General features: G+C 66.0%; 11 protein-coding genes. 4 read left to right on the plus strand and 7 right to left on the minus strand.

Features of this window, described 5'->3' with window-relative positions:
• Positions 1–8: 8 nt before the first annotated feature.
• From D6T64_RS08430 to D6T64_RS08440, 3 genes are all read right to left on the minus strand, one after another.
• On the minus strand, positions 9–998 hold the full coding sequence (locus D6T64_RS08430) for an ABC transporter permease (RefSeq protein WP_119974171.1): 990 nt from the start codon (positions 996–998) through the stop codon (positions 9–11).
• A 57-nt stretch (positions 999–1,055) separates the two neighbouring features.
• Positions 1,056–2,732 carry an ABC transporter substrate-binding protein gene (locus tag D6T64_RS08435; protein WP_119974173.1) on the minus strand — a complete coding sequence of 559 codons (1,677 nt, stop codon included), beginning with the start codon at positions 2,730–2,732 and terminating at the stop codon, positions 1,056–1,058.
• 207 nt (positions 2,733–2,939) lie between these two features.
• Complete coding sequence (locus D6T64_RS08440; protein ID WP_119974175.1) at positions 2,940–3,950, minus strand: LacI family DNA-binding transcriptional regulator; 1,011 nt, start codon at positions 3,948–3,950, stop codon at positions 2,940–2,942.
• 263 nt (positions 3,951–4,213) lie between these two features.
• On the opposite strand from D6T64_RS08440, the gene D6T64_RS08445 reads away from it, so the two are divergent.
• Positions 4,214–6,745 (plus strand): glycoside hydrolase family 2 protein, encoded by a 2,532-nt coding sequence (locus D6T64_RS08445; RefSeq protein WP_233550956.1) that lies wholly within the window; start codon positions 4,214–4,216, stop codon positions 6,743–6,745.
• 66 nt (positions 6,746–6,811) lie between these two features.
• Positions 6,812–7,756: an N-acetylglucosamine kinase gene (locus tag D6T64_RS08450; RefSeq protein WP_119974178.1), complete on the plus strand. Its 945-nt coding sequence runs from the start codon at positions 6,812–6,814 to the stop codon at positions 7,754–7,756.
• Between the two features lie 67 nt (positions 7,757–7,823).
• Here D6T64_RS08450 and D6T64_RS08455 read toward each other — a convergent pair whose 3' ends face one another.
• Entirely contained in the window at positions 7,824–8,318 is a 495-nt protein-coding gene (locus D6T64_RS08455) for a MarR family winged helix-turn-helix transcriptional regulator (RefSeq protein ID WP_199719117.1), read from the minus strand.
• Positions 8,319–8,403: 85 nt separating this feature from the next.
• Here D6T64_RS08455 and D6T64_RS08460 point away from each other — a divergent pair, with 85 nt between their 5' ends.
• A complete protein-coding gene (locus tag D6T64_RS08460) occupies positions 8,404–9,042 on the plus strand; it encodes an NADPH-dependent F420 reductase (protein ID WP_119974180.1) in 639 nt (212 codons plus the stop codon).
• 18 nt (positions 9,043–9,060) lie between these two features.
• Positions 9,061–10,113: an LLM class flavin-dependent oxidoreductase gene (locus tag D6T64_RS08465; RefSeq protein ID WP_119974182.1), complete on the plus strand. Its 1,053-nt coding sequence runs from the start codon at positions 9,061–9,063 to the stop codon at positions 10,111–10,113.
• A 224-nt stretch (positions 10,114–10,337) separates the two neighbouring features.
• Here the strand turns inward: D6T64_RS08465 and D6T64_RS08470 are convergent, their stop codons facing one another.
• The 3 genes from D6T64_RS08470 to D6T64_RS08480 are packed head-to-tail and all read right to left on the minus strand — an operon-like array spanning position 10,338 to position 12,688.
• A complete protein-coding gene (locus D6T64_RS08470; RefSeq protein ID WP_119974184.1) occupies positions 10,338–11,882 on the minus strand; it encodes a PTS ascorbate transporter subunit IIC in 1,545 nt (514 codons plus the stop codon).
• A gap of 54 nt (positions 11,883–11,936) precedes the next feature.
• The gene (locus D6T64_RS08475; protein WP_119974186.1) at positions 11,937–12,209 is read right to left on the minus strand and encodes a PTS sugar transporter subunit IIB; all 273 of its coding nucleotides are present in this window, start codon (positions 12,207–12,209) and stop codon (positions 11,937–11,939) included.
• Positions 12,206–12,688 carry a PTS sugar transporter subunit IIA gene (locus D6T64_RS08480; protein WP_119974188.1) on the minus strand — a complete coding sequence of 161 codons (483 nt, stop codon included), beginning with the start codon at positions 12,686–12,688 and terminating at the stop codon, positions 12,206–12,208. Before D6T64_RS08480 ends, D6T64_RS08475 begins: the two co-directional genes overlap by 4 nt.
• Positions 12,689–12,749 lie beyond the last annotated feature (61 nt).

Genomic DNA, 12,749 nt, shown 5'->3' on the forward strand with positions numbered 1-12,749 from the left:
TCAGGGCCTCAGCTTCTGGCTCGCGTACGCGGGTCGATGACCGTGTAGAGCAGGTCCACGATGAGATTGGCTCCGAGCACGGTCAGGGTGATCACCAGGAACAGGCCCTGCATGAGTGAGTAGTCGTTGTTGTTCACGGCCTGCAGCAGGGTGCTGCCCACTCCGGGATAGGAGAAGACCTGCTCGGTCACGATCGACCCCGATACGACAAAACCGAGGGAGATGGCGAATCCCGCCACCGACGGCAGAATCGCGTTGCGAGCCGCGTAGGCCATCATGATGCGAGTGGGGCGTAGGCCTTTGGCCTCCGCCGTCACGATGTAATCCTCGGAGAGGGTCGACACCATCATGTTGCGCATGCCGAGCAGCCAGCCACCGAAAGAGGAGATGACGATGGTCAGCGCGGGCAGGGTGCCGTAATAGATCGCGCTGGAAATGAAGTCCCAATCCCAGCTCGGTCCGGCGCCGGTATAGCTGTAGCCGCCGCTGACCGGGAAAATCTTGAACTGCACGGCGCTCACGTAGAGCAGAATGAGGGCCAGCCAGAAGTACGGGACCGCCTGGAACATCGTGGTGACCGGCACCAGGTTGTCGAGCCAGGAGCCGCGCTTCCAGCCGGCCAGCATGCCGAGGGTGATCCCCACCAGAAAGGCGATGATGGTGCCGATGCCGATCATCACGATCGTCCAGGGCAGGGCCTGGGCGATGATCTCCACGACCGGCTGCGGATAATAGGTGATCGAGACTCCGAAGTCGCCGGAAAAGATCCCCGTGAGGTAGCTCCAGTACTGCACCAGGATCGGGTCGTTCGAGGTATCGCCGAGGAGGAGTTCGACGCTGTTGCGCAACTCAGGGGTAATCGGCCCACGCGCGGCTAACTTTTGAATCAGAATCTCGACCGGGTTGCCCGGCAGGAGACGAGGAATCAAGAAGTTGAGCGTCAACGCGGCCCAGAGGGCCACGACGTAGAAGCTGATTTTTCGAGCAAGATAGTTCACTGCTCAGTCCCCCAGAAGTTCACTGCTCAGCCCCGACGAACTCCTCCGGCGGCGCACCTAGTTCACAACCTTCAAGTTTTTCGCGACCATGCCGTTGTCCCAGGACCGGTCAGGGCGCGGGTACGCGTACATGTTCTCCTCGGTGGGCCAGCCCGTGACCTTCTCCTCGTTGAAGATGGACAGGGCGCTGTTCACCAGCACGGGGATGTAGGGCATGTCCCGCACGATCTCGGTCTGGATCGTGGCGTATTCGGCGAGCTTGGCGTCATCCGTTGCGGCCGAAGATGCCGCTTCAATGGCCGCGTCCACGATGGGGTTCGAGTACCGAACGTAGTTACGGTTAGAGGTCTCGCCGACCGGGGCAGTGTTCTTCGAGGCGAAGGAGTTCAGGTAGACGTAGTACGGGTCAGCGGCCACACCCTGCGGCACCGAATCGAGCGAGAGTTCGAAGGTTCCGCTGGTCTTACTGCTGGTCCACTCCTGGAACGACACCTGGGCCGGCTTGAGCTCGATCCCCACCTCAAGAAGCTGCTGAGCGGCGGCCTCCATCGCGGCGATGTAGTCCGTCCAGCCGGTGACCACCTGCACGGTCATGCTGACGCGCTGGCCGTCCTTGGCATAGATGCCGTCGGATCCCTTGGCGTAGCCGGCGTCGAGAAGCACGGTGTCGGCGGCCTCGATGTTCGGCTCGCCGGGAACGGGCTCGGAGAACTCGGGGGCGATCCACTTGTCGTCACGGCCGAGCAGCGCGTAGGTCGGGGACATGGTGCCGTTGTAGCCCGAGAACGCGAGGGCGTTCAGCTGGTCGCGGTTCAGGCCGTTGTAGATCGCTTCGCGCACCGCGACATCCGTCTGCGGGCCGGTGCAGCCCAATGCCGCGTTCGAGCAGGTGAACAGCGCCGTCTGGTTCAGGGGCGTGTTGGTGTAGGTCAGCGAGGTTCCCTCGAAGATCTGATCGATGTCGGGCAGGAAGATTCCGGCCCAGTCGATTTGCCCGGAGAGCAGTGTGTCGGTGGCCGACTGGTTGCCGGTGAGCGAGATGAAGCGCAGGGCGTCAACGTCGGGCTCACCACCCCAGTAGGTCTCGTTCGCCGCGAGCACGTAGTTCTGCGGGTTGAATTCTGCGAGCTGGAACGCCCCGGATCCGACCGGACTGGCATTCTGGTTGGTCGTCGGGCTGTCCATCACGGACCAGACGTGCTCCGGGATGATCGGGGTGTTGCCCAGGAAGGCCGGCGCATTCATGAACGCGGGCTCGTCGAAGGTGAACACGACCGTGTTGTCGTCGGGCTGGGTGACCTCGCCGTCGAAGCCGGCAATGTTGAAGGCCGGGACCTCCTTCAGCAGGTCGAAGGTGTACGCGACGTCGGATGCACTGAACGGCTCGCCGTCGCTCCATTCCGCGCCCTCTCTCGTGCTGACGGTGAGCACGGTTCCGTCGTCGTTGAAGCCGAATTCCGTGCCGAGCAGGGGTTCCGGATCGGCACCGGTCACGATGTTGTAGTAGAACAACGGCTCGTAGATCATGCCCTGGGTGGACTGCAACGACCCGACGATGAACGGATTGAAGTTTTCGGCGAAGTCGCCGGTCACACCGGTGTAGACCACCACCTCGGTGTCTCCCGAAGCGGTGTCGTCGGCACCGGTGCCGCTGCAGGCCGACAGGGCGAGCACGGACGTCAGGAAGATCGCCGCTCCAGCCCATTTCGTGCGGCGCGATGGAACACAAGACATTGGATCTCCTCGTCATTGAGAATGAGACCAGGAGGACGGTCGATGAAGAATTCGCCTGCCCCCGGGCGAAGGGAAGACCCCTCAGGAGCAACGTACATCAGCTTTCACCGAGAGTCGAACAAAAGATGCGCCTCAAGAATCAGAGTTATGTTCATTTCCGGTTGATTCCGTGGAAGCCTACCGCTTACTAGGCGGGGGCCAATTTCGCTACTTTTCGGGGGGCAAAATTTCTCCCGATCCGCGATGAATCATCCGGGTCGGAATCTCGATCTGCCGGCTGAACGCGGTCGGATCGGCCAAGCGTTCCAACGCGAGACGAGCAGCCGTGCGGCCCATGTCGAGGGCGTCGTAGCCGACGACCGAGATGCCGAGAGCGTCGGCGAGCTCGAAATCGTCGAACCCGATGAACGCGACCGGAGGCATCCGGTCTCGCAGAGCCCTGATGGCCCCGTGGCTGCCGCGGTTGTTGCCGGCCACGACGGCGGTGGGCGGGTCGTCGCCATCGAGAAGGCCGCGCACCACGCTCTCCGCGGCGATGGTCGGGTCGTCATCGAGCCGTTCCCAGCGCGCTGAGTCGGTCACCCCCACCTCGCGCAGCGCTTCCCGGTAGCCGGCCAGCCGTTCGCGCTGGGTGTACATCGCCGACGGGTTGCTGATGAAGGCGATCTTGCGGTGACCGAGGGCGGTCAGCGAGCGCACGGCCTCAGCCATGCCCTGCCGATTCTGCAGCACGACCGAATCGGCGACGAGGTTGCCCGCCGGCCGGTCGACGCTGATGATCGGGGTGCCGAGCTGGCGTTCACCGTCGAGATAGGACTGGTCGTCGGCGATCGGGATCAGCAGCAGCGCGCGCACGCGCTGGGAGAGGAGCGCGTCTACAACGACCTCTTCGCTGTCGGGTGCATCGGCGGTCGTAGCCAGCAGCATGGTGAAGCCACTCGCAGCCAATTCCCGCTCCACACCTGCGGCGACGCGAAAGTAGAACGGGTTCTTCAGGTCGCCCATCACAAACGCGATCGTGTTGGTCACCCCGCCCCGACGCAGGTTGCGGGCGAGCCCGTTCGGGCGAAAACGCAACCGTTTCGCCGCGGTCAACACGCGGTCCTGGGTCGCGGCGGACACGTCGCCGGTGCCGGCGAACACCCGGGAAACGGTCTTCGAGCTGACCCCGGCAAGCTTGGCGACATCGGCCTGTGTGGCCCGTGGAAGTGTTGACATGACATGCCCTCGATTCAGTGCTGCTGGCTAATAGCGCCGATGACAACGTAAGACATTTTTTGGACATTTTGCACCCACGACCCAAACAAGGGGCACTCACAACCTAGTGTTTCACTGGCATCCGACCCGATCCAGCCCAAGCAGACACAATGAGACAACGTGGACATTTCGTTTTGACTCGCGTCATTTCGGGCCCGTAGCATTGCTCCCACAGCGCCAACGGGGGCCGGTTCGCAGCAGGTGAATGGGGCTTCCACGGATCAATGACGACCGAATTGGAGTACCTGATGAACCAGTCACCGCCCACACTCACGTCGACCCCCCGCCGCATCCTGCCGGCCATCCGGCGCCTGGACGAGGGCTGGACGGTCGCCGCGGTCGACGGGGCCGGGGTTCCGGCGGAGGTGCGCGGCAGCATCGTGGCCGCGACCGTGCCCGGCTCGGTGCACACCGATCTGCTCGCGGCCGGCCTCATTCCCGATCCCTACCTGGATTCCAACGAACGTCAGCTCGCCTGGATCGGCCTCGCCGACTGGCGCTACACGACCACGTTCGCCTGGCAGCCCGCCGACAGCACGAAGACCGAACTCAACTTTGCCGGTCTCGACACCGTCGCCGACATCGCGCTCAACGGGCATCCGGTCGGTCAGACCCGTAACATGCACCGCAGCTACCGCTTCGACGTGCGCGCTCTGCTGCGCTCGGGACTGAACGAACTCACGGTCACCTTTCGCTCGCCGATACGCCACGCGGATGCCGCCAGTCTGGAGCTCGGCTACCGCCCGCACGTGAACCACCACCCCTACAACGCCATCCGCAAGATGGCCTGCAGCTTCGGCTGGGACTGGGGCATCGATACCTCCAGCTCAGGCATGTGGCGCCCGGTCACGCTGGAGAGCTGGTCGACAGCGCGGCTGGCCACCGTGCGGCCGATCGCCACGGTCGACGCCAGCGACGGTCTCATCACCGTGCACGTCGATGTCGCCCGGGCGAGCGATGCCGCTGTGACCGTGGCGGCATCCGTCGCCGGACTCGACACCGAGGTGGAGCTCGCGGCCGGTGCGACGCACGCCGAGCTGAGCCTGCGCATCGGCGACGTCGCGCTGTGGTGGCCGCGCGGATACGGCGAGCAGCCGCTCTACGACCTGGCCGTGACCCTGCGCAGCGGCGACACCATTCTCGACGAGGCCAACAAGCCTATCGGCTTTCGCACCGTGGAATTGGATATCACGCCCGACGCGGCGGGCACCCCGTTCACCATCGTCATCAACGGTCAGCCGGTGTTCGTGCGCGGAGCCAACTGGATTCCCGACGATGCATTCCCGCACCGAGTCGACCGGGCCCGCTACCGGGATCGCCTCGAACAGGCCGAGTTCGCCAACATCAACCTGCTGCGCATCTGGGGCGGCGGCATCTTCGAAAGCGACGACTTCTACGAGCTCTGCGACGAGCGCGGCATGCTCACCTGGCAGGACTTCTTGCTCGCCTGCGCGGCCTACTCCGAAGAGCAACCGCTCTGGGACGAAATGCAGGCCGAAGCGAGAGAAAACGTGACCCGCTTGGCGGCGCATCCGTCGCTCGTGGTGCTCAACGGCAACAACGAGAACATCTGGGGCTACGAGGACTGGAATTGGAAGCTGCGCCTTGATGGCAAGACCTGGGGCGCGGGCTACTACTACGAACTGTTCCCGGCCATCGTCGCCGAACTCGCCCCGCACGTCGGCTACACCCCCGGCAGCCCGTTCTCACCGGCGGTGGACGGTGACGTCGACGCGCACGTGCCCAACGACCCGTCTCACGGCACGATGCATATCTGGGACATCTGGAACCAGCGCGACTACCCGAATTACCTCGACTACCGACCGCGCTTCGTCGCCGAATTCGGCTGGCAGGGGCCGCCCACGTGGTCGACCATGACCGAGTCGATCAGCGACGCTCCGCTCACGCCCGAGTCGCCCGGCATGGTGGTGCACCAGAAGGCGGCGCTCGGCAATGCGAAGCTGACCGACGGCCTGCTGGCGCACTTCGCCCTGCCGAACACGATTGAAGACTGGCACTGGGCCATGTCGCTGAACCAGGCCAATGCCATCTCGACCGCCGTCGATCACCTGCGATCCCTGCAGCCGCACTGCATGGGTAGCATCGTCTGGCAGCTGAACGACTGCTGGCCGGTCACGTCGTGGGCCGCCGTCGACGGCTACGGCCGCCCCAAGCCGCTGCTCTACGCCCTGCGCCACGCCTACGCCGACCGGCTCGTCACCCTGCAGAAGCGCGACGGCGCCTTCGCCGCGGTCGCCGTGAACGACTCGGCCGACACCTGGACGGGCGCCCTCACCGTGCAACGGCTCTCGTTTGCGGGAACGATTCTCGCCGAGCACACCGAACAGGTCACCCTCGCGCCACGGTCAACGGCGACCGTGCCGCTGCCCGCAGCCGTTGCTTCGGCGACGGATGCGGCGGCGGAGCTTCTGCAGGCCGAGCTCACCGGGGTGCGCGCTCACCGCTTCTTCGCCGAACCGCGGGACACGGCACTCCACGTGCCCGATCTCGCCACGAGCCTGGAACGCGTATCGGGCGGCTACCGGCTCACGGTGACGGCGAACGCCCTCGTGCGCGATCTGGCCCTGCTGGTCGACCAAGTCGATCCGGCGGCGGGCGTCACCGACATGCTGGTGACCCTGCTGCCCGGCGAGCACGTCACGTTCGACATCACGTCACAGGCAGAACTCACCGCGGCGGATCTGTCGTGCCCCCTGGTCCTGCGCAGCGCCAACCAATTGGTCGCGCTCGGATAGCCCGCTGCCGGATTCTCTGCCCTATTTCCCTGCCTATTTTCTCTGCCCTATATAAGAGGAACGACCATGACCGTCGAAGTCACCGCGCGTGGCGCTACGCTGCTGGCCATTGACGCCGGCCAGACCGGAATTCGGGCGCGCCTGCGGGGGCTCGGAGTCGCGCGCGACTTCGACTTCGATGCTCTTCGCACGGACACCGCGCTGCTGCCCCAGATCGTGGCCGTTGTTGCGCAGGTTGGGGCGGCCGCCGGCCGAACGATCGACACCGTGTGCGCCGGTATCTCCGGTTTCACGGCCGTCGAGTGTGATCCCCGACAGCTAGCAGCAGCCGGTCGGGACTCGGGTGTGCGCCAGGTCGCGCTCGCGCACGACTCGGTCACGTCCTATCTCGGTGCCCTCGGCGCTGCACAAGGAGTGGTCGTTGCGTCGGGCACCGGGGTGGTCACCCTGGCCGTGGGTGACTCCGAGGTCGCGCGGGTGGACGGCTGGGGAAACCTGATCGGCGACGCCGGCAGCGGGTACTGGCTCGGGCGGGCGGGGCTCGAGGCCGTGATGCGCGCCCATGACGGCCGCGGCGCGCCGACCGCACTCACGCAGCGGGCCAGCGAGGAATTCGTCGATCTCGAGTTCGCATATCTCGATCTGCAGTCCGATCCGGGGCGAGTGCGCCGAATCGCCAGCTACGCCCGCTGGGTAACGGAGTGTGCCGACACGGATGCCGTCGCGGCCGCCCTGTGCGCACGAGCGGCCGACGAGTTGGTGCTCTCGGCCGCCACCGGCCTGCGGCGGGTCGGGGAGGCCGTGCGGTCGACTCCGGTAGCCGGGCGGATCGGGGGTGTCTTCGCATCCGCTGCGATAGCGACCCGCTTCGATGCCGGGCTGCGGGCGATTTGGCCGAACGTAGACATTTTCGCGGCTGCTGGATCGGCACTGGACGGCGCCGCGTTCTTGGCGCACCTGAGCCCCGACAGTGCCCTGAGCCCCTTCGTCGCGCGTTACGCCGAACCGTGAGTTAAGCATCCGTTTCGGGCCGCAAAGCCATGCTTAACTCACGGTTCGGCGAAATGGCGGACGCCGGCTAGCGGTCGAGGGACTCGACGGCCTCGCAGGGGCTCGCGGTCGGGTCGGCGCGATGCACACTCGAGGCGAGCCGGCCGAGCAGGCTGCCGAGCTGGGCGGCATCCGCGCCCTCGAGCCCGCCCAGAATGGCCTGTTCGACGGCGGCGACACGTGCTTCGTAGCGAGCCAGCACGGCCACCCCCTCGGCCGTGGCCACGATCTTGCGCGCCCGGCGGTCGGCGGGGTCGGGCACCCGCTCGACCAGCGTGGCGGTCACCATGCCGTCGAGCAGGTAGGTCATGACCGTGCGATCGATGGCGAGGTGAGCGCCGATCGCCTGCTGCGACGGTAGCTCGTGGTGAATGACGGTGGAGAGCACCTGGTAGCAGCGCACCCCGCCGGGCAGGCCATCGACGGCATCCTCTTGCAGGCGCTGATAGCCGCGCAGCACCATGGCCAGGTTCCAGCCGAGGTCGCCGGGCACCGCCTGCGACACGGTCGCTTCGCTTGTCATAGGGCAATCCTAACCGCAAAGCATGCAGTTGCATAGATCTTCTGCGCGGCATATGATCTGTAGAACAGAACAGTTTGGAGTCAGCATGCACCCCACGATCGGAATCCTCGGCGCCGGCCGCGTCGGCACCGCCCTCGCCCGGCAGGCCGTGAAGGCCGGGTATCGGGTGCGCATCGCGACCGCGCAGCCCGCCGCCGACATCGACCTGCTGGTGAATATCGTCACGCCGGGAGCGCAGGCCGTCGACGCGAGCGAAGCGGCAGCATCCGACCTCGTGATCGTGGCCATCCCCCTGCACAAGTACCGCACCCTGAACCCCGCCGACTTGGCCGGCCGCATCGTCATCGACGCCATGAACTATTGGGCTCCCGTCGACGGCGTGCACGATGATTTCGAAGCGGATGCCCGCACCTCGAGTGAGGTCGTCGCCCAGTTCCTGGCCGGCTCGCGGGTCGTGAAGTCGCTCAACCACATCGGCTATCACGAGATGGAAGAGGATGACCGGCCCGCCGGCGATCCTGAGCGCCGGGCGCTGGCCGTGGCCGGCGACGACGCTAACGCCAAGGACCTGGTCAGGGGCTTCATCGACCGGCTCGGTTACGACGCCGTCGACGCCGGACCGCTCGCCGCCGGGCGTGTTTTCGAACCCACAACCGCCATTTTCACCGGCAGCTACACCGCACCCGCGCTGCGTGCGCTGGTGCAGCATCCGCTCGCCGCGTAATCAATCACCCCTCAAATAATGGAGACCACCGTGGAAATCGGCGCCTACAGCTTCGGCGACACCCAGCTCAACCCCGACGGCAGCTCGCGCTCGACCGCCGAGGCCACCAAGAACCTGTTCGACGCGATCGTGCACGCCGACCGGGTGGGCCTTGACTACTTCGGCGTCGGCGAGCACCACACGGTGTCGATGCCGGCGTCGTCGCCCGGCACGATCATCGCCGCCGCGGCCGCCGCGACGACGCAGATCACCCTCGGCAGCGCGGCAAGCATCATCGGAACGGATGACCCGGTGCGGGTCTTTCAGCAGTTCGCGACCGCAGACGCCATCTCGGGCGGCGGCCGCATCGAGATCACCGCCGGCCGCGGGTCAAGCGTCGAGACGTTCCCGCTGTTCGGCTACGACCTGAACGACTACGACGAGCTCTATGCCCAGAAGCTCGACCTGCTGCTCACACTGAACAACAACACGACCGAGAACGTGACTTGGTCGGGAACCGCGCGCCCGTCGCTGCCGGACCTCGCCGTCGTACCCCGCCCGGTGCAGGGCTCGCTGCCGATCTGGATCGCCACCGGCGGCAGCGCTCCGTCGTCGGCCCGCGCCGGCCGCCTCGGCCTGCCGCTGGCCTACGCCATCATCGGCGGGCAGCCGCACCGCTTCGCGCCGCTCGCCCAGCTGTACCGGCAGTCCGCGGCCGCCGCCGGTCACACCGAGAACATCAAGGTCTCGGTTGCGACCTTCGGCCTCGTCGCACCGACCAAGAAAGAAGCCGTCGAGCGCATGTACCCGGGCTGGGTCAACCTGAACGTGGAGATGGGCCGGCTGCGCGGCTGGCCGGCACCGCAGAAGGGCGCCTACCTCGCGCAGGTCGACGCGCCCAACGCCTACTTCGTCGGCGACCCCGACGACGTCGCCGAACGCATCGTGGCCCTGCACGGCCACCTCGGCCACATGCGCCACTTCTTCCAGGGCGACCACGGCGGACTGCCGCACGAGTACCTGATGGAGTCGATCACCCTGCTGGCGACCGAGGTCAAGCCGCGGGTGGAGCGGTTGCTCGCCGCGAAGTAGGCCTCGAGGGCTCCGTCAGGGACGGTGACGGGGCCGGCCGCGGCATAACTCCTGCTGATCGCGTGCGGCGGCAGATAGGTTCCGCGTCATGAAGGGCTTCTGCCGCTGAGGCCGAACACATCAGCAGGAGTTATGACGGCGGCCTCGCGGAGACACCCCGTCCCGACACGGAAAAGGGGCCGCACCGACCGGTGCGACCCCTTTATCTGGACTGATATGGCCGATTACGCCTTCTTGTCCGCCAGTTCGGCGGCCGCGGCGGCACGGGCCAGCTTGGCCTCGGCCTTTGCTGCGGCAGCGGAAGCCTTGAGCTCGGCGTCGATCGCGTCAACGAAGGCCGTGTGCTTGGCTCCGGGCATCCAGCCCTTGTTGACGACCTTGACCTGGAACAGGATCGCCGCGAGCACCAGCACCACGCCGATCAGAACGGTGAGCATGACCCCGACGGCGGTGTTGTCGCCCAGCAGGCTCACGCCGATGAGGGTTCCGAACCAGCCGAAGTCGGTGTCGCCGAAGGTGCTGTTGGCAAAGCCGAGGCCGCCGAGCACGAGCAGCAGGATCGCCGGCAGGATGGTGATGAGGATTCCGTTGACGAAGCCACCGACCATGGCGCCGATTCGACCACCGGTCGCGTTGCCGTAGACACCGGCACCACCACCCGTGAAGAAGTGCGGCACCATGCCGGGCAGGATCAGCGCGAGGCCGAAGACCGGGCCGAGCCAGATGGCGAGCACGCCGAGGCTGAGCAGGCCACCGGCAAAGGACGCCAGGAACCCGATGAGTACGGCGTTGGCCGCGAACGGGAACACGATCGGAATGTCGAGCGCCGGCCGGGCACCGGGAACGACCTTCTCGGCGATGCCCTGGAAGGCGGGAACGAGCTCACCCAGGATGGTGCGCACGCCGTAGAGGATGATCGCGACACCGACACCGAACTGCAGGGCCTGGGCGAACGCGGCCATGATGAACGCGCCGGCGTCGGCGGAGGCGAAGATGGCGAGGGCATCCGCTCGGGGAAGCGCAATCAGTCCCCAGACCGCGAAGACCATGTAAATGGCGACCATCGAGACCGAGGTGGCGACCATGGAGTCGCGCAGGAAGCGCAGGTTCTGCGGGAAGTTGATGTGCTCGGTCGACTTGCTGCGCTTGCCGACGGCCTGGCCAACTGCGCCGGCGGCGATGTAGCCGAGGGTTCCGAAGTGGCCGATGGCGATGGTGTCGTCGCCGGTGATGCGCTTGGTCCACGGCTGGGCGAAGGCGGGCATGACGACCATGATCACGCCGAGCAGGCCACCGCCGATGACGACGACGAGCCAGCTGAGCTCGGAGCCGAACCCGACCGAGAGCACCACGGCAAGCATCATGGCCATGAAGACCATGTGGTGTCCGGTGAGGAACACGTACTTGAGCGGGGTGAAGCGGGCGAGCATCAGCATCACGACGAAGCCGACGACGAGCACGTAGGCGCTGGTGGCACCGAATTCCTCGGCCGCGAGGGCGGTGATGACCTCATTGGTCGGGATCACGCCCTGCGCTCCGGTAACCTGCAAAATCAGCTCGCCGAGCGGGGTGAGGGAGGCGACAACCACGCCGGCACCGGCCCCGAGGATCAGGAACCCGAGCGCCGCTTTCAGGCTGCCACCGATGATGGCGCCCACCGGGCGACGCAGGGCGATCAGCCCGACCGCCGTGATGATTCCCACCAGATAGGCCGGCACATTCAAAATCTGTTGGCCGATGAAATCCAGGATGACTAAGAACCACTCCATGAGAGGCTCCCCTTCTTACTCAGTCGTGCAATTAGTGGTGGGACAGAACCGGCGCTACTCGAGCGCGCCGGTGAGCTTTTCGGTGATCTCGTCGAGGTCGAAGAAGTTGTCGATCACGATGACCTGGGCGTCGACGTCGCCGATCTCCTCGGCGAGCTCCTCGCTGGTCAGCACGATCTCAGCGTCGCGGGCCATGCCGCGGGCCACGCCGATGTCGGCAGCCTCGACGTCGGCGTCGATGCCGAGCGTGCGGAGCACCTTTTCGGTGTTCATTTTCAGGAGAACGGATGTGCCGATCCCCATTCCGCAGACCGCGATGATCTTCATGAGTGTGCCTTTCGTTCAGCAGTCAGTTCGGGGGTGGACATGAGTGCGAGGACCTCGGCGGGCGAGTCGGCGTTTTTCAGCGCGGCCAGCTGCTCGGTGTTCATGAGCACGCCGGCCAGGGCCTGCATCATCTCGAGGTGTCCGTCGTGGTCGGGGGCGGCGAGGCCGACGATGAGCGACACCGGATCGTTCTTCTTGTGCCCGAAGCTCACGGGAGTCTCGAGGGTGACCCAGCTGAGGCCGGCGCGCAGCACGGCAGGCGAGGGGCGGGAGTGGGCGATGGCGAGGCCGGGAGCGATGACGATGTAGGGGCCGAGTTTCTCGACGGCGGCGATCATCTCGGCGGTGTAGACGTCGGTCGTGACGCCACCGGCCGCGAGGGCGTCACCGGCGAGGGTGATTGCGGCCCGCCAGTCGGCGGCGACGGCGTGGGTGCGAATCGACGCCGCGTCGAGATCGTGTGCCAGGTTGACCGTCATGCGAAGACTCCTCGGTTCCGGTCTTCCATTCACAAGACCACATCGTCTGCCCCAATTACCG

Source organism: Cryobacterium melibiosiphilum, from assembly GCF_003602235.1.
Lineage (GTDB): Bacteria > Actinomycetota > Actinomycetes > Actinomycetales > Microbacteriaceae > Cryobacterium > Cryobacterium melibiosiphilum.

Bases quoted from the DNA above. Each gene is read 5' to 3' on its own strand.
- D6T64_RS08475 (WP_119974186.1), bottom strand. From the start codon at position 12,209: ATGAAGATCATCGCGGTCTGCGGAATGGGGATCGGCACATCCGTTCTC.
- D6T64_RS08445 (WP_233550956.1), top strand. From the start codon at position 4,214: ATGACGACCGAATTGGAGTACCTGATGAACCAGTCACCGCCCACACTC.
- D6T64_RS08435 (WP_119974173.1), bottom strand. From the start codon at position 2,732: ATGTCTTGTGTTCCATCGCGCCGCACGAAATGGGCTGGAGCGGCGATC.
- D6T64_RS08450 (WP_119974178.1), top strand. From the start codon at position 6,812: ATGACCGTCGAAGTCACCGCGCGTGGCGCTACGCTGCTGGCCATTGAC.
- D6T64_RS08465 (WP_119974182.1), top strand. From the start codon at position 9,061: ATGGAGACCACCGTGGAAATCGGCGCCTACAGCTTCGGCGACACCCAG.
- D6T64_RS08480 (WP_119974188.1), bottom strand. From the start codon at position 12,688: ATGACGGTCAACCTGGCACACGATCTCGACGCGGCGTCGATTCGCACC.
- D6T64_RS08455 (WP_199719117.1), bottom strand. From the start codon at position 8,318: ATGACAAGCGAAGCGACCGTGTCGCAGGCGGTGCCCGGCGACCTCGGC.
- D6T64_RS08460 (WP_119974180.1), top strand. From the start codon at position 8,404: ATGCACCCCACGATCGGAATCCTCGGCGCCGGCCGCGTCGGCACCGCC.
- D6T64_RS08470 (WP_119974184.1), bottom strand. From the start codon at position 11,882: ATGGAGTGGTTCTTAGTCATCCTGGATTTCATCGGCCAACAGATTTTG.
- D6T64_RS08440 (WP_119974175.1), bottom strand. From the start codon at position 3,950: ATGTCAACACTTCCACGGGCCACACAGGCCGATGTCGCCAAGCTTGCC.